The organism is Arthrobacter sp. 001422645, from assembly GCF_059816125.1.
Map to the genome: position 1 here is coordinate 96,548 of NZ_JCBANT010000005.1, position 16,331 is coordinate 112,878.

14 protein-coding genes and 1 tRNA gene are annotated in these 16,331 nt (G+C 66.5%); 11 read left to right on the top strand and 4 right to left on the bottom strand.

Annotated elements, in window-relative coordinates; translation table 11 throughout:
• Nucleotides 1-65: 65 nt before the first annotated feature.
• Entirely contained in the window at nucleotides 66-437 is a 372-nt protein-coding gene (locus AC6EUH_RS07640; protein ID WP_156367484.1) for a hypothetical protein, read from the bottom strand.
• A 165-nt stretch (nucleotides 438-602) separates the two neighbouring features.
• Between AC6EUH_RS07640 and AC6EUH_RS07645 the strand changes: the two genes are divergently transcribed.
• The 4 genes from AC6EUH_RS07645 (at nucleotide 603) to AC6EUH_RS07660 (ending at nucleotide 3,599) form a co-directional block, all read left to right on the top strand.
• The gene (locus AC6EUH_RS07645; protein ID WP_499738272.1) at nucleotides 603-1,895 is read left to right on the top strand and encodes a CAP domain-containing protein; all 1,293 of its coding nucleotides are present in this window, start codon (nucleotides 603-605) and stop codon (nucleotides 1,893-1,895) included.
• A complete protein-coding gene (locus AC6EUH_RS07650) occupies nucleotides 1,820-2,683 on the top strand; it encodes a hypothetical protein (RefSeq protein ID WP_499738273.1) in 864 nt (287 codons plus the stop codon). Before AC6EUH_RS07645 ends, AC6EUH_RS07650 begins: the two co-directional genes overlap by 76 nt.
• Nucleotides 2,684-2,758: 75 nt before the next feature.
• A complete protein-coding gene (locus AC6EUH_RS07655; RefSeq protein WP_156367483.1) occupies nucleotides 2,759-3,031 on the top strand; it encodes a hypothetical protein in 273 nt (90 codons plus the stop codon).
• A 109-nt stretch (nucleotides 3,032-3,140) separates the two neighbouring features.
• Nucleotides 3,141-3,599 carry a hypothetical protein gene (locus AC6EUH_RS07660; protein ID WP_499738274.1) on the top strand — a complete coding sequence of 153 codons (459 nt, stop codon included), beginning with the start codon at nucleotides 3,141-3,143 and terminating at the stop codon, nucleotides 3,597-3,599.
• A gap of 26 nt (nucleotides 3,600-3,625) precedes the next feature.
• On the opposite strand, the gene AC6EUH_RS07665 is transcribed toward AC6EUH_RS07660, so the two are convergent.
• Together AC6EUH_RS07665 and AC6EUH_RS07670 are read right to left on the bottom strand one after the other, a co-directional pair.
• Nucleotides 3,626-3,766, bottom strand: a complete 141-nt coding sequence (locus AC6EUH_RS07665) for a hypothetical protein (RefSeq protein ID WP_499738275.1) — start codon at nucleotides 3,764-3,766, stop codon at nucleotides 3,626-3,628.
• A gap of 411 nt (nucleotides 3,767-4,177) precedes the next feature.
• Nucleotides 4,178-4,651, bottom strand: coding sequence for a MarR family winged helix-turn-helix transcriptional regulator (locus tag AC6EUH_RS07670; RefSeq protein ID WP_056426301.1), 474 nt, complete (start codon nucleotides 4,649-4,651; stop codon nucleotides 4,178-4,180).
• A 117-nt stretch (nucleotides 4,652-4,768) separates the two neighbouring features.
• Between AC6EUH_RS07670 and bcp the strand changes: the two genes are divergently transcribed.
• The 7 genes from bcp (at nucleotide 4,769) to AC6EUH_RS07705 (ending at nucleotide 14,389) form a co-directional block, all read left to right on the top strand.
• Nucleotides 4,769-5,242 carry a thioredoxin-dependent thiol peroxidase gene (bcp, locus tag AC6EUH_RS07675; RefSeq protein WP_056426298.1) on the top strand — a complete coding sequence of 158 codons (474 nt, stop codon included), beginning with the start codon at nucleotides 4,769-4,771 and terminating at the stop codon, nucleotides 5,240-5,242.
• Between the two features lie 234 nt (nucleotides 5,243-5,476).
• A complete protein-coding gene (locus AC6EUH_RS07680; protein WP_235500097.1) occupies nucleotides 5,477-6,142 on the top strand; it encodes a GAP family protein in 666 nt (221 codons plus the stop codon).
• 156 nt (nucleotides 6,143-6,298) lie between these two features.
• Nucleotides 6,299-6,380 (top strand) — tRNA-Leu (locus AC6EUH_RS07685).
• A gap of 372 nt (nucleotides 6,381-6,752) precedes the next feature.
• Complete coding sequence (locus AC6EUH_RS07690; RefSeq protein WP_056426292.1) at nucleotides 6,753-7,424, top strand: fasciclin domain-containing protein; 672 nt, start codon at nucleotides 6,753-6,755, stop codon at nucleotides 7,422-7,424.
• Between the two features lie 325 nt (nucleotides 7,425-7,749).
• Entirely contained in the window at nucleotides 7,750-9,396 is a 1,647-nt protein-coding gene (locus tag AC6EUH_RS07695) for an ABC transporter substrate-binding protein (protein ID WP_056426289.1), read from the top strand.
• A gap of 79 nt (nucleotides 9,397-9,475) precedes the next feature.
• Nucleotides 9,476-10,981 (top strand): malate:quinone oxidoreductase, encoded by a 1,506-nt coding sequence (locus tag AC6EUH_RS07700; RefSeq protein ID WP_499738276.1) that lies wholly within the window; start codon nucleotides 9,476-9,478, stop codon nucleotides 10,979-10,981.
• Between the two features lie 87 nt (nucleotides 10,982-11,068).
• Complete coding sequence (locus tag AC6EUH_RS07705; RefSeq protein ID WP_499738277.1) at nucleotides 11,069-14,389, top strand: efflux RND transporter permease subunit; 3,321 nt, start codon at nucleotides 11,069-11,071, stop codon at nucleotides 14,387-14,389.
• 404 nt (nucleotides 14,390-14,793) lie between these two features.
• On the opposite strand, the gene AC6EUH_RS07710 is transcribed toward AC6EUH_RS07705, so the two are convergent.
• Nucleotides 14,794-16,248, bottom strand: a complete 1,455-nt coding sequence (locus tag AC6EUH_RS07710) for an MFS transporter (protein WP_499738278.1) — start codon at nucleotides 16,246-16,248, stop codon at nucleotides 14,794-14,796.
• Between the last annotated feature and the right edge of the window lie 83 nt (nucleotides 16,249-16,331).

A 16,331-nucleotide genomic window follows, 5' to 3' on the forward strand; every position in this document is an offset into this window, starting at 1 on the left:
TTTACGTCATCGACCGGCCTTTCACACTGGGGCCGGATGCACCGAATCGAAGATTGGACCAGGCTTCAACTCCTGCCTGTTATGGGACTTTCTGCGGCTGCTGTGGAGCTGATACCTCGCCCACGAAGAGAACACCGGGTCGTCCAACGGCGGCCCGGTTTCATTATGCCCGCGGCGGAGACGCCCTCGAGGTAGGCCTTGAGTTCGACGGCACGGACGACCTCCTCGAAGGTCTTCTCGATCGCTGCTGCGGACTTGGACATCTTGACCTGTTGGATGGCAGCGACGCCCTCCTGGAAGCCGCCATTGTCACGGTAGGCGGCCGCCTCGTCGGCGGGCCATTGGCGTACGTCAAGGCCGCGGCCGCGGAGGATTTCGGCGAGAGGCTCGATGAGATCGGGCCGGATAGGGGCTGGTGTTTTCGGTTTCTTGGGCATGGGGGCCATGTGTGCGGCGGCGGCTCGGACGATGCCCGCCGGGTCCGACGGCCCCGAAGCCTGCGCATGGCTGCCGGCAGGCCGCTTACCTGCCTGACCTGCGGCAACGTAGGATCCTGTCTGGACCGGACACCTGCTCGTCCGGCACGAATCTCTGGGGGAAAATTGAAAATCAGCAAAGCGCTAGGAGCATCGCTGCTCACGGCAGCACTGGTGGCCGGCCCGATCTGCGGAGCCTCGTCGGCGCCCGCTGCGGTGCCCGTGGCCACACAGTCAACATCGACGGACTCCCTTGGCCTGTTCCAGGAGAGCAATCGGCAGGTTCTCATTGACACCTTCGACAGGATCAACGCTTTCCGCGCGACCAAGGGGCTGAAGCCGCTCAAATTCAACGTGAACATCGCCACCGTCTCCCAGAAGTGGAGCGATGAGATGGCGGCGACCGGCCTGTTCGCGCACAACGGCGACTACGTCACGGGCGCCCCTGAGGGCTGGACGTCGGCGTCGGAGAACATCGCCTGGTACACCTACGCCCCCAGCGGGCAGCGGTTCGTTAACTTGTGGATCAACTCTCCGGGCCACAACGCAAACATGTCCCGCCCGGACGACCAGTACATGGGCATCGGCATCAGCTCCGTGGACGGCCGCATTTACGCAACCGCCAACCACTTCCGCTACCAGGACGGCGTCGTGCCCCCGGGGTCCTACAACAGCCCGCGGGACTTCTTCAACGGCCTGCCCGAGCTCGGCGCAGGCAGTGTCGTCATCGTCAACGCCCCCGAGCCTGCCTGGGATACGGCGAAGCGCACGTACACGATTCCGAACGCTTCCGGGGTCGAGTATCGGCTCTACTCCGGCGACGACCAGAGCGTGAAGGCCCCGGGCACCTACCCTGCCGTCACCGGCTACAACGCCATCGTCGCAACGGCGAAACCGGGGTACCGGTTGAGCAACACCGTGTCGTACTGGAGCCGGACCTTCGAGTCCGCCCCGGTCACGCCCCGCGCGCCGGTGTTCGACAAAACCGCCCGGACCGTCACCATCCCGTCCACCACCGGTGTGCAGTACCTGCTCAACGGCGTCGCTGTCCCGGCCGGCGTCCATTCCTTCCATGACACTGCCAAGGTCGAGGCCCGGGCCTTCAGCGGGCACACGCTGACCGGTCTCTCGAGCTGGAGCGTCACCGTCCCCCTGGTCAACATCACCGTGCAGGCCGCCCCGACCGCCAACAAGGCAGCCGGAACGTACACGATACCGGCGCGGCCCGGCGTGGAGTTCCTCATCGACTACAAGCCGGTTCCCGCCGGCACCTACAAGAGCTCCGTCGACGTCACTGTTTCCGCCCGGGCCACCAACGGCTACACGCTCACCGGCACGTCCCAGTGGGTGCTCCACCGGGCCTCGAAACCGTCTCCGCGGCCGGTCCGCTCTTCGTGGACTACAGCAACCTGTTCCTGATCCCTGACCGCCAAGGCGTCCAGTATTTCCTGAACGGCAAAGCTGTAGCTCCGGGGCGCTACACCGGCACCGGAAAAGTCGTTGTCACTGCCGCCGCCAAGCCCGGCTTCCGGCTCGAAGCCGGGGCAACCTCCTGGTCATACGACTACACCCAGCCTGCTATCAAGGTCACCCCGGCCGTCCCAGCCTTCAACCGGGACCGGGCGACCTACACCGTTCCGGCGCGCACCGGCGTCCGCTACTTCGTCAACGGTGCCGCGAAAGCGGCCGGCACCTACCCCAGCTCCACGAAAGTTATCATCACGGCGCAGGCCGCCACCGGCTACATCCTCACCGGCACCGCTTCCTGGACCTACGATCTGGCACCCCTGGCGGTGACCGCTGCGGCCCCCACATCCAACCTGGCAGCCGGAACCTACACCATCCCGAAGCGGACCGGCGTGACGTATCTCGTGGACGGCAAAGCCGTGGCTGCCGGCACTTTCAAGGGCAACAGCCGCCGGGTTGCCGTCACCGCCAAAGCCGCCCCCGGCTACCGGCTCGCCGGCACCTCGAGCTGGACACTCGACTTCCGAAGGGCAGTGACACCGGTCAAGCCGGCCATGAACGCCGCCACCAACCGCTACACAATCCCGAAGCAGACCGGGGTCGCCTACTACGTGGACGGCAAACTGACGGCCGCCGGAACCTTTGCGGTAGCCAACGGCAGGACTGTGAAGTTCACCGCCAAGGCCTCGGTGTCCACGTACCGGCTCGCCGGAACGTCCGTCTGGTCTTTCCGCTTCTGACGCCAGGGGCGCCGGCTGCCGGGAAGAGCCGGCGTCCCCTCCGCACACATCAGGTGCCTGAGTAACCACCCTGTATTGAGCCCCGAAGACTTCGTGATCACGACCGGTGAGGAGCCGGAGGACTGGCCGGAGCGCTTCGCTCCCGGCTCCTGCGCCAAGGTTGCGACCAACGGCGAGGGGCTCTGGACGAAGATCGCCGAGGATGACGCAGAGATCATCCCGGCCACGCTGGCCAACAACCCGTTCGGAGGCTTCACTGCCTTCGGGGCCTGGTCGTGTACAAGCGCGAGAACGGCCGCGAAATCCAGCCGCCGAAGGTCGACTAGACCCGAGCGAGGCGGCTCCTAAAGTGGTCGAGCCGCATAGACTGCGTGGCAGTGACGTACCGAACGCTTTTTGGGGGATCAATGAATGAATTGCACAACGCACCCGGAACTGTGAGGGCGGGGAGCCGGCCATGAGCAAGTCGAAGATGGTCGTGCGCAGCTACAAGAGCCCGCGTGGCCCGCGTCCGAAGCAGCTCCCCGTGGCTGTGTCCAGTCTTCGCTGGGCGCTGGCGCGGAGGCTGCTGCTCGCAATTCCTGCCGGCGTGTTCCTTGGCGGCATGCTGACCACGGCGCTCAACCTGGAGACTGCGGACCCCTCGGGCGACGCGGCGATGCTAGCCGGCCTTGCTCTATCTTTTGCCCTGTTCCTGACTGTTCTGTGGCTTCTGGGCCGTAGCCGGCGGAAGGCTTTTGCCGCATCAGGAGGCGATCCGCAGGCCGCCAGCGTGCTGCTCTTCGGTGTGCTCACTCCCCGCAGGAGCAACTCGAAGTCGCACAGCCAAGGCTACGGCGGCGACGGAGGCTACAGCTCCGGCGGGGATTCCTCGGGTGACTGTGGCGGCGGCGACGGTGGCGGCGGATGCGACTAAGCGGGAACCCCGCGCACGGACCAGGGTCAGGTTCCGCGCCGGACCGCAACCGCTAGTTGAAAGTGGATGGGCAAGGCCAACTGCACCGGTGATGCCCCGACGGGCTCGTCGAGCAGCTCGTTGATCGAGGTCTGCCCGTCCAGCTCAGCAATCGGGTTTGTGTCCATCCCTTGAGCCTATTCGCAGCCGGGGCCCGCACCGGTGAGGGACACGGGACGTCGCGGCTCGAAGGGCCTCGGGATCAGTGTCTAGGACGGGGAATGGATTGCCTTTTGCCGGTGTGCTCGTGTGGTCCCGCCACGGGCAGCACTGATGCTTCGGGGCCCGCGGGGTGCGGGTCGCACCCTTCACAGAACACGGCATCAGCAAACTCACCACAACACTGGCAGCGATGCTCCAGGGATCTCGCTTCGAGAACGTAGCTAGTCATGGGCCCAATGCTCCTCCGGAGCTCCCGAGTCGAAACGAGTAATCTGTACTCGTTTGGGGCATCGGGCTACTTGCCGGAGGAGGAGCGCCTCGCCGCACCGAAGGCGGGATGTTCGACGTCGGGCACCGTGCGTCGGCGAAATGGCCGCCTAGTTAGCCTCGACGGGCAGGCTCGGATCCTGTGTAGCGACGATTGCTTTCACCTCAGGAGAGGAAATCTTGGTGGCCAGTTCGGTGACCACCGCCTGTAGCTCCTGCCTGAGGACGTCCGGATCGATGGAGGCGGCAGCGAGCACGGAACGTTCCATGTCTGCGGCCTGGGCAACCGCCTCGCGGCCGCGGTCTGTCAGGGACACCACGTGGCTGCGGCGGTCGGAGGCGCTGCGCTGGCGGGAGATATGGCCGTGGGCTTCCAGCCGGCTGAGGGTCTTGCCCATGGTCTGCGCCTGTACGCGCACCAATTGGGCAAGTTGGGCCTGGGTCATCGGTCCGTTGACGGAGAGCACTTCCATCGCGATGACCCCGGCATGGGTCAGGCCAATGGCCCCCAATTTTTCGTTCCAGGAGTGTTCAACAAGGCGTGCTGCCGTGGACAATAGGCGGCCCGTGGGCCAGCGATCCATATCAGGCATACCAAAGAGTATAGCGAGCGTACGATTCGGCGCGGCCACCGACTCTCACTAGGCTGGTATATCGCCACCAAGAAGCCACACCGCGTCCACCCCGAGAAGGAGCACAACTTGCCTGAACGACTCATCCCCGGTGATCCGGCGCCAGCTTTCACCCTGAAGGACGCCGAGGGGCACGAAGTCTCCCTCGCGGACTTCCGGGGCCGCAGCACCGTGGTCTATTTCTACCCGGCGGCGTCCACCCCGGGCTGCACGAAGCAGGCCTGCGATTTCCGGGATTCCCTGGCATCCCTGCGGCAGGCCGGTTACGACGTGGTGGGCATCTCCCCCGATCCGGTGGACAAGCTGGCCAAGTTCGCAGCTGCGGAAGGACTGGACTTCCCCCTGCTGTCCGATCCGGACCACGCCGTCGCCGAGGCCTACGCGGCCTGGGGCGAGAAGAAAAACTACGGCAAGACGTACCAGGGACTGATCCGGTCCACGGTGGTGGTGGACCCCGACGGGAAGGTCGCCGTCGCGCAATATAACGTCAGGGCCACCGGGCATGTCGCCAAACTCCGCCGGGACCTCAAAATCGACGCCTGAAGACTCCTGACCACTGGGCTGCCGGCACTCATCCCCCTTGGGTGATGTGTCGACGCCGCGCTCCGGCTTACATTCGCTGAAAGTCCAGGTCCCTCCGGGTTCATGGAGCGGATCAGGCCCTGGAACCCAGTGGATACGGAATCCTGAGGAGGAAACCGGTGCCGACGACGGATGCGGGCTCCGCTGCCCGCGGTGGGCACAGCGCGTCGACGGAGCAGTGCACTGGACCTCAGCGTGCTGGAACTGATTGCGGAACTGGTACCCCAGGCCATCGGCATGGCGGCCAGTCCGCTCCCGCTCATAGCGGTGCTACCGATAATCCTTTCCCCGAACGGCAGGGGCCGGAGCATCGCCTTTGCCGCGGGCCGGGTCCTCGCGGTCCTGGCCACGGTGCTTGCGGTGGCCGCCTTGTCCGACGCTGCCACGCAGGGGTCAGGCGGTACACGCCTCGGCGCAGCCATCCGCCTCTTGCTGGGCGTGGCGTTCGTCGTCCTGGCGCTCTCCAAGTTCCGCTCGCGGCCTAAGAGTGAAGCGGAACAGAAGACCCCCGGGTGGATGCAGGCCCTTGACGGTATGAAGCCCGCGAAAGCCCTGCGGACGGGGTTCTTGGTGACCGCGATCAATCCGAAGGAACTGATCTTCGGCATCGCGGCCGGCGTTGTGATCGGCAGCTCCTCGCTCCCGCCCGGTATGGTGTCCGCCGCCGTGCTCATCTATACGGGAATCGCCACGATTACCGTCGTGGGCCCGGTGGTGGCGTATATCATCATCGGCACCCCGGTGCGCAGGGTCCTCGAACCTGTGCGGACCTGGCTGGACCGCTACTACAACGTCATCATCGCGGCCGTCCTCGCCATCATTGGCGCCGTCATGATCGGCAAGGGCGTCGCCGGGCTGTAGGTGTTCCCGCTCCGCCCGGCGCACCCCCGGAACCCCTCGCCGGCCGCCGTCGACCGCTGCCCCGCGATAAGTCGCCGCAGCGTGTGCCGCGAAATGTACAATGGAGCCTGGCATCCGCCCCCGACGGTCGAAGGACCCGACAGACGGCGGCGCCGCGCGCGAGTGGTGAAATTGGCAGACACGCAGGATTTAGGTTCCTGTGCCTTCGGGCGTGGGGGTTCAAGTCCCCCCTTGCGCACATAGAAAGAGAGTCCCGGTCTTCGGACCGGGGCTCTCTTTCTGGTTAACCGCCCTTTCCTGCGGGTCTGGCCCGGTATTGGCGGCCCGAATCGCCGCGCCTGCACCCACCTCCGCCAGAAACCCCGCAAAACCGGGCCAGTCCGGCCGTAAATCACCCAATAGCAGGCCCAATTCGGCCGCTAATCCACCTCATAATCCGGCATAAAGCGACCCAACAAAAAGAATTTCCATCCCACACCCATCCGTTTCCCCCCAGCCCGCGAATACCCATTGAGACACCAACCAAGGGTCGGTGCCCACAAGTCGGAAAAGGGCCAAAGCGGCAACAGTTCGCCGCGGCAATGATCGGCACAACAAAGGAGAAACCGAAATGCAGACCATCAAGCGCACGACTCTTTCCGTAGCAGGAATCGCTGCTGCAGCCATGCTCAGCCTCACCGCCTGTGGCGGATCCACCACCGCGGCCCCCAACTCCTCGGCTCCGGCCTCCGCTCCGATGGAATCGAGCATGGCACCGTCGCCGTCCGCCAGCTCGGCAGCCATGGATCCGGCCGCCAACCTCGTCGGTTCCGGCTGCGCCGCCTACGCCGAGAAGGTTCCCAGCGGCGCCGGCTCCGTCTCCGGAATGGCCCTCGACCCGGTAGCGGTCGCGGCGTCCAACAACCCGATCCTCACCACACTGACGGCCGCAGTTTCCGGCAAGCTCAACCCGAAGGTTGACCTGGTGGACACCCTGAACGGCAGCGAATTCACTGTCTTCGCACCGACGGACGACGCCTTCAAGAAGATCGACGCCGCCACGATCAACACGCTGAAGACGGACGATGCCCTGCTCAGCAAGATCCTGACCTACCACGTAGTCCCCGGCAAGATCAGCCCGGACGAGATCGTCGGCACCCACAAGACGGTCCAGGGCGGTTCCGTGACCGTGACCGGCACCAAGGACGCACTCAAGGTTGACGGCGCCAACGTGGTCTGCGGCGGCGTCATGACCGCCAACGCCACGGTCTACATGGTGGACTCCGTCCTGATGCCCAAGTAGGCTCCGCTAAACGCTCCTGCTCCGGTTCCAGCCTGACTCACTGGACCATCTGGGAGAAACGAAGGCCCGCACCCCTGGTGCGGGCTTTCGTTTTGCCTGCCGCCGCCTGTGGACTCGGCCGCGGCTGATGGCGCTACTGGGCTCCCAGCTACCGCCCGGGCGGGTCAACTAGAATGAGCCTGTTCCGCAGCCGGCGGTCCATCCAATCCCCCGAGGTGATTACCGAGTGCCCAGAAGTACAGTGCCCAGCCGCGCCCTGCGCCGCAGCAGACTGCAGGCCGGCAGTGCGCACGCCAGTGGAGTGCGGACCGGCGCAGTGCGCCGCATGGCTGCCGGCGTGGCCGTGCTCCTGGCACTGCCCCTCGCCGCCTGCACCGGAACCCCCGGCCCCGGCCCGGGCTCCGCCACCGCCTCGCCCAGCTCGTCGGACGCCGCCCCCAGCGCGGTGTTCAACTTCGGCACGGCCTCCCAGCCGCTCGGGCTGGATCCGGCTGTGGTCTCCGACATCGAGTCCTACCGGATCACACGCCAGGTCCTGGAGGGACTGGTCGGCGTGGACCAGACCACGGGACAGCCCACGCCGCTGCTGGCCACCGAGTGGACCACCAGCGCTGAAGGCCGGTCCTACACGTTTAAACTGCGCGAGAAGGTGACGTTCCAGGACGGGACGGCCTTCGACGCCGCCGCAGTCTGCAGCAACTTCGACCGCTGGTTCAAGTTCCCCGAGGCGCTCCGGAAGCAGGCTCCCGGAACCACGTTCAAGGGCGTTTTCAAGGCCCACGCCGATCAGGCGTCCCTGTCCATCTACAAGGGATGCACCGCCCTGTCACCGGACAACGTCAGGATCGACCTGACCCAGCCCTTCACCGGATTCCTGCAGGCCCTCACGCTGCCCGCCTTCGCCATCTCCTCGCCCAAGGCCCTTGCGTCCAAAAACGCCGATGAGCTCAACCAGAGCCGCGACGGCCAGCCCGTCTCCGCGTACGGGCTTCATCCGGTGGGAACCGGCCCCTACGTCTTCAAGTCCTGGGATCCGAGCAGCATTACCCTCGCCAGCAACAAGGACTACTGGGGCGACAAAGGCCAGATCGGCACCATCAACTTTGTCACCTACGATCACACCCAGACCCGCATGCAGGCCCTGCTGGACGGCAAGATTGACGCGTACGACGCCGTGACCATCGGCAACTTCGACCAGCTGGTGAAACGCGGACAGCAGATTGTCCAGCGGGATCCCTTCTCCGTTATGTACGTGGGCATGAACCAGGAAGTGCCCATCCTGCGCAACATCAAGGTCCGCCAGGCGATCGAGATGGCGCTGGACAAGGACACGCTGATCCGCAGGTTCTTCATTGACAACACCGCCGAGGCAACGCAGTTCGTCCCGCCCAAGCTCAGCGGCTTCAATAACAACGCTCCGGCCCTGGGCCACAACCCGGCGAAAGCCAAGGAACTCCTCGCCGAGGCCGGCTATAACGGGCAGGAACTGAAGTTCTACTACCCGTTGAACGTCACCAGGCCCTATCTTCCGACGCCGGAAAAGGTCTACGCGGAAATCAGCAAGCAGCTGACCGCCGTCGGGCTGAACATCAAGCCGGTGCCTGTCGAGTGGTCCGATGGCTACCTCCAGAAGGTCACGTCCCCCGGGGACCACGCCCTCCACCTGCTGGGCTGGAACGGCTCCTACGCCGATCCGGACAACTTCGTCGGCCCGCTCTTCGGCGAGAACACCGGCGAGTTCGGCTACCAGGACCCGCAGGTCTTCTCCAAGATCGCCCGGGCCCGCGGCCTGCCCGACGGCGAAGAGCGGACGGAGCAGTACCAGACCATCAACGCCCAGATCGCCGCCTCAGTCCCCGCCGTGCCGATCGCTTTCCCGATCTCGGCCCTGGCCCTCTCCGACCGGGTGGTGAAGTACCCGGCGTCGCCCGTTCTCAACGAAGTTTTCACAAAGGTGGAGCTAAAGCCTTGACGGACGGGGCCAATTTCAGTAAGAGGCCGGTGCGGGATATTCTGTGACAGCCAGACCCGCTGCTAATCGGAGACTGATTGTGACTTTCATTTCCAAGACCCAACAAGCCGACGTCGTCCTGATTGGCGGCGGCATCATGAGCGCCACCCTCGGTGCCTTCCTGAAGCAGCTCGAGCCGAACTGGACGATCTCCCTGTTCGAGAAGCTGGACGAGCCCGGCCTGGAGAGCTCCGGCCCCTGGAACAACGCCGGCACCGGACACGCGGCGCTGTGTGAGCTTAATTACTCCCCCGCCGCCAAAGACGGCTCCGTGGACCCCGCCAAGGCGCTCCTCATCAACGAGCAGTTCCAGCTGTCCCGCCAGTTCTGGTCCCACCTGGTCACGAACGGCATGATCGGCTCCCCCAAGGGCTTCATCAACACCGTCCCGCACATGAGCTTTGTGATCGGCGAGGACAACACCAAGTTCCTGCGCACGCGCTACGAGGCGCTCAAGCCGAACCCGCTGTTCCGCTCGATGGAATACTCCGAGGACCACGCCCAGATCGCCAAGTGGGCCCCGTTGATCGTCAAGGGACGCGACCCGAAGCAGCGCATCGCCGCCACCCGCGCCGCGGAAGGGACCGACGTCGACTTCGGCGCCCTGACCCGGGAACTGACCACCTACCTCGGCAACAACGGTGTGGAGGTCAACTACGGCCACGACGTCTCCGGGATCAAGCGCGCCCCCGGCGGCGGCTGGGACCTGTCGATCAAACACCCCACGTCCGGCGAACACGGGTCGATCCGCGCGAAGTTCGTCTTTGTCGGCGCCGGCGGCGGCGCCCTGCACCTGCTGCAGGCCTCCGGCATTCCGGAAAGCAAAGGCTTCGGCGGGTTCCCCGTCTCCGGGCAGTTCTTCCGCTGCACCGACGAGACGCTCGCGGCCCAGCACAGCGCCAAGGTCTACGGCCAGGCCTCCGTCGGCGCCCCGCCGATGTCCGTCCCGCACCTGGACACCCGCTACGTCAACGGCAAGCGCTCCCTGCTGTTCGGCCCGTACGCCGGCTTCTCCACGAACTTCCTGAAGAACGGCTCCTACCTGGATCTGCCGCTGTCCATCCGGCCCTCCAACATCATCCCGATGCTGGCCGTGGCCAAGGACAACATGGACCTCACCGCGTACCTGGTCAAGGAAGTCGCCAAGCGGCACGGTGCCAAGGTGGAAGCCCTGCGCGAGTACTACCCAGCGGCACAGGACGGCGACTGGGAACTCATCACCGCCGGGCAGCGTGTACAGATCATCAAGAAGGATCCGAAGAAGGGCGGCGTGCTCCAGTTCGGCACCGAAGTCATCGCCGGCCGCGACGGCTCCATCGGCGCCCTGCTGGGTGCGTCCCCGGGCGCGTCCACCGCAGTGCCCATCATGATCGAACTGCTCCAGAAGTCCTTCCCCAAGCAGTTCAAGGGCTGGCAGTCCAAGTTCAAGGAGATGATGCCCGGCTACGGCGTCAAGCTCAACGAGAACCCGGACCTCGCCGCCAAGCTTGAAGCCGACACCGCCAAGGCACTCCAGCTGGACACGGTCAACGCCTCGCGCGGCTGACGCCCGCTCCGGGTTAAGGCCGTCTTGATCGCTTTGCAGCTTAGATCCCGTTGAACAACGTCCGCCGACCCATCAGGAGACCATGAGATGTTCCGGCTCGCAAAGCTGTCGCTGGCAAACCGGGCACTGATCGCGCTGATCACCGTCTTCGCGTCGGTGTTCGGCGTGATCACGATGTCCTCGCTCAAGCAGGAGCTCATCCCGTCCATCGAGTTCCCGCAGATCACGGTCATCACCTCGATGCCGGGCGCCTCGCCCGAAGTCGTGGACAAGCAGATCAGCGCTCCGCTGGAGACCGCGCTCAAAGGCGTTGAGGGCCTGGAGTCGACGTCGTCCACCTCCCGCAACGGGGTTTCCCAGATCAGCCTGGCCTTCACCTATGGGTCGAACCTGGACCGCGCGAGGAACCAGATCGACCGGGCCATCTCCAACGCCAAGCGGTCACTGCCGGACGACGTCCAGCCCCAGGCCATCGCGGGCAGCATCAGCGATTTCCCGATTGTGTTCCTCGCCGTCTCCTCCGACAAGCCCCTCAGCGAGCTGAACGCCGATCTCGCCCGGCTCACCGTCCCGCAGCTGCAGAAGCTCGACGGCGTCCGCGGCGCCGAAGTGACCGGCGGCGCCACCCAGCACATCAAGATCCTCCCCCGGCCCGCGGCCACGGCTGCCTCCGGCGCCAGCATCCAGTCCATCCGGGATGCGCTGACGAACAACGGGGACCTGGTTCCGGCCGGGACCATCGAAGACCAGGGCAAGACGCTGTCGCTGCAGATCGGCAGCCCGGTGGACTCGCTGGACGCCATCAAGGCGCTCCCGCTGGGCGGCGCCGGCAAAGCCGCAACGATTGGCAGCGTCGCCGACGTCAGCATCGCCGAGGACGCCCGCACCTCGATCACCCGGACCAACGGCAAGGAAACCCTTGCCCTGTCCGTCACGAAGAAACCCGAGGGCGATACGGTCGGCATCTCCCATATGGTGAAGGACGCCCTCCCCCAGCTCGAGGCTGAACTTGGCTCCAACGCCCGGTTCACACCCATCTTCGACCAGGCGCCGTTCATCGAAAAGTCCATCAAGGACCTCACCACGGAGGGCCTCCTGGGCCTGGGCTTCGCCGTCGGAGTGATCCTGGTGTTCCTGATGTCCGTCCGCGCCACCCTGGTCACGGCCGTTTCCATTCCCCTGTCCCTGCTGATCACGTTCATCGGGCTCTCGGCCACGGGCTACTCGCTGAACATCCTGACCCTCGGCGCCCTCACCATCGCGATCGGCCGCGTCGTGGACGACTCCATCGTGGTGATTGAGAACATCAAACGCCACCTGAGCTACGGCGAGGCGAAGATCACCGCGATCCAGACGTCCATCCGCGAGGTCGCCGGCGCCATCACGGCGTCGACCCTCACCACGGTGGCCGTCTTCCTGCCAATCGCCTTTGTCGCCGGCCTGGCCGGTGAGCTGTTCCGGCCGTTCGCGCTGACCGTCACCATCGCCCTGCTGTCCTCGCTGCTCGTCTCACTGACCATCGTGCCGGTGCTGGCCTACTGGTTCCTGCGGAACCCCGCCGACAACCCGGGCACTGCCCGTGAGACCACAGCCAGGAGCGCCACAGCCCCGGACGCGACAGCCCGGGACACCGCCGGCCGGGAGTCCACTGCCCGGGAGATCGCGGCGAAGGCCCACGAGGCCGAGCAACGCACCGTCCTGCAGCGCGGTTATCTCCCGATTCTGACCAAAACCCAGAAGCACCCGGTGGTGACCCTCATTGCGGCCGTGCTGGTCCTCGGCGCCACCGCCGCCATGACCCCGCTGCTGGCTACCGACCTGCTGGGCAACTCCGGCGAAAACAGCATGACGGTCCGGCAGGCCCTCCCGGCCGGCACCAGCCTGTCCGAAGCCAGCACTGCCGCCGTCAAGGTCGAGGACGTCCTGCGCGAGATCGACGGCGTCAAGGACGTCCAGGTCACCACCGGCAACGCCCAGACCGGGTTCTCCGCGCTGTTGTCCTCCGGCGCCTCTAACTCCACCTTCACCGTGGTGACGGAGGAGAAGGCCAACCAGGCCCAGCTGAAGGACACCGTCCGCAGCGAGCTCGCCGGCATCCCCGATTCCGGCAAGATCACGGTGGGCTCGCAGCAGGGCGGCTTCGGCACGTCGTCGACCGTGGACATCACCCTCAAGGCCGCCACAACGGCCGATCTGCGGACCGCGAGCGACGCCATGGTCAAAGCCATGGACGGCGTCCCCGGCGCGTCCGAGGTGGCTACGAACCTGGCCGCCAGCCAGCCCGTGGTCCAGGTCAAGGTGGACCGCGCCAAAGCCGTCGCTGCGGGCCTGACCGAGGAACAAGTAGCCGGCGTGCTCGCCTCCACCATCAGCCCGATCCCTGCCGGGACCGTGCGCATCGACACCAACGACTTCCCGGTCCGCATCGGTGAAGGCACCCGCTTCACGAGTATCGACGCCGTCAAGCGGACCCCGCTGCCGACGGCGGCCGGCCCCGTGCCGCTGTCCAGCATCGCAGCCGTGGAGCAGGTGGATGTCCCCGTCTCCATCACCGCCAGCAACGGCCAGCGGACCGCACGCGTGTCCGTCACGCCGTCGGGCGCCAACCTCGGCGCGGTGAGCACCGAAGTGCAGGCCCGGCTCAAGACCGTCCAGCTGCCGCCGGGCGTGACCGCCGAGATCGGTGGGGCCACCACGCAGCAGGCTGAATCGTTCGGCCAGCTGGGCCTCGCGCTGCTGGCGGCCATCGCGATCGTCTACGTGATCATGGTGGCCACGTTCAAGTCGCTCGTCCAGCCGCTGATCCTGCTGGTTTCGGTGCCCTTCGCGGCCACCGGCGCCATCGGGCTGCTGCTCATCACCGGGGTGCCGCTGGGCCTGCCCGCACTCATCGGCATGCTGATGCTGGTGGGCATCGTGGTAACAAACGCCATTGTGCTGATCGACCTCATCAACCAGTACCGCCAGCCCCGGAACGGCGAGCCCGGCATGAGCGTGGCGGACGCGATCACGCACGGCGCGCGCCAGCGTCTCCGGCCGATCCTGATGACGGCCCTGGCAACCGTGTTCGCATTGACGCCGATGGCCCTGGGCCTGACCGGAGGCGGCGGCTTCATCTCACAGCCGCTCGCCATCGTGGTGATCGGCGGCCTGATCTCCTCCACCGCCCTGACCCTGGTCCTGGTGCCCGTGCTGTACCGGCTTGTCGAGGGACGGCGCGAGCGGAAGGCCCTGGCGAAGGCCGCAGCCGGTACAGGGGCCGGTTCGGGTGCTGGTTCTGGTGCCGGGGCGGATGCCGGCCTTGCACGTGCCGGTGCCCGAGGCCGCCGGGCGGCCCCCGGGGCTGTCCCGGACGATTTCCCGGACGACCTTCCCGAGGACGCGCGCGTTCCCAGCGGCTCGCAATAGCAGCCGACGGGCGGCCGGCGTCTTGTCAGATCCGGACCGCTTTGCCGCGGCGCGGGGCGTGGGCGCTAGGACGATACGGCCGGATTTGAAGGTGCCGTCTTCCAGGGAGTGGCTTTGGAGAACGGTTCCTTCGTTGAGCGCGCAGTCTTCACCGATGGTCACAAGGGTTTTCTCCGGTATGCCGCAGCCTGCATCGTAGAGCCGCGCGCCCACCTTGCCGCGTCCGGACCGTTTCCTGGTTCCAGCCGCCGGGCGGTGCATCCGGACGACAACAGGCTGACGGCATCCAGGAGTGCCACCGCGGTCCGTCCTAGTCTCAGCGTCATGTGGGCATCCTCAAGGCTACGAAGATAGCGCCCCGGCCGTTCCAGAGAAAAGCCTGGCCTCACGTAGTGCTAACCGGTTTAGTGCGAGCCGGTGGGAAGCGGGACGGCGGCGGGCGCGGGGTCGGAGAACGCCAGCCTCGGCACCAGGAGCAGCACGCCGGCCGCGGCCAGGCCGGTCACGCCGCAGACGGCCCACACCGTGAGGTACCCGGCCAGCGGCGCCGCGGTTTCGCCGGCCCCGGCCGTGACGGCCCCGGCCTCGCCGAGGACGTGGCTGAGCAGGGCGATGCCAAACACCGCGGATGCGAAGGCTCCGCCGATCGTTTTAGTGGTGTTGGTCAGGCCGGTGGCCATCGCGGTCCGATTAAGGGGTGCGGCGGCGGCCGCCGCGGAGGGAAGCGCGGCAACGAGGGCGCCGGAGCCGATGCCGGCAATGGCCATGTTGACTAGGGCCTCGGCAAGGCTACCGTGGAACGGCAGGAACAGCAGATACCCCGCGCCCACCAGTACCGCTGCGCAGACGAGCGTCCAGCGCGGGGTCAGCCGCCGCGTTACGAGCGGGTAGAGCAGGGCACCCACCAGCAGTGCCAGCACATAGACGCCGATGATGATCGAGACCTGGCCGGCGCGCAGGCCCAGCCCGTAGCCGTGGATGGCCGGGTCGGTCCGGGCGAACGTGGACAGCGGGGCCTGCGCGCCCAGCACGGAGACACCGAACAGCCCGGCGGTCAGCTGGACCGGCCACATGGACTTGCTGCGCAGCATCCGGATGTCCACCAGCGGATCCTCACGGCGCAGCTCGTAACGCGTGAACGGGATGAAGACCAGGATGCCGGCGGCCACCAGCACCCACGGCCACCACGCGCCGGGGCCGTTGAGCCGCATGAAGGTCAGCCCGGACGTGATCAAGAGGAGTCCGACGGCGAGCAGGCTGAAGCCGCGTGTGTCCACCCGTCCGCCGCTGCGTTCGGTGGACTCCGGGACACCGAAGCGGATGGCGAACCAGCAGGCGGTGACGGCCACGGCGGGGATCATCAGCACCAGCCGCAGCTGGCCGGCGAGGACCTCCACGAGCGCTCCCGCGGCCAGGGCGCCCGCGATGACGCCGAATTCCAGCGCGCCGACCAGGAGCCCGGCGGCGCGGCGGGTGCGGGCGGCGCCGTCGGGCAGCTGGTGTACCCGGCTGAAGATCAGCGCGATCTCCAGCGGCAGCCAGACCACGTAGAAGCCCTGCAGGGACCAGGCCGCCAGAAACGTCCAGAAGTCCGGCGCGAGCGCCACACCCCAGGACGCCGCGGCGGTCAGCACCGTGGAGACGAGCAGGATCCTGCGGTGCCCGTACATGTCGCCGAGCTTGGCCAGCACCGGGACGGCCAGGGCGCTGACCGTCAGCTGCGCGGCCTCGAACCAGTTGACGTCGCCGTCGTGGATGTCCAGGTGCCGGGCGATGTCGGTGAGGATGGGTGTGTAGTAGCCCTGCAGGATCCCGCTGGTGATCTCGACCAGACACAGAAAAGCGAGGACGCGGCGCATGGCAACCTTCCGGGCGGGCTGAGCACCTGGAGGCCAGCCGATTGATTGCATCCTAGGCCTGCACTTGGCCACAGGCGGGAAAC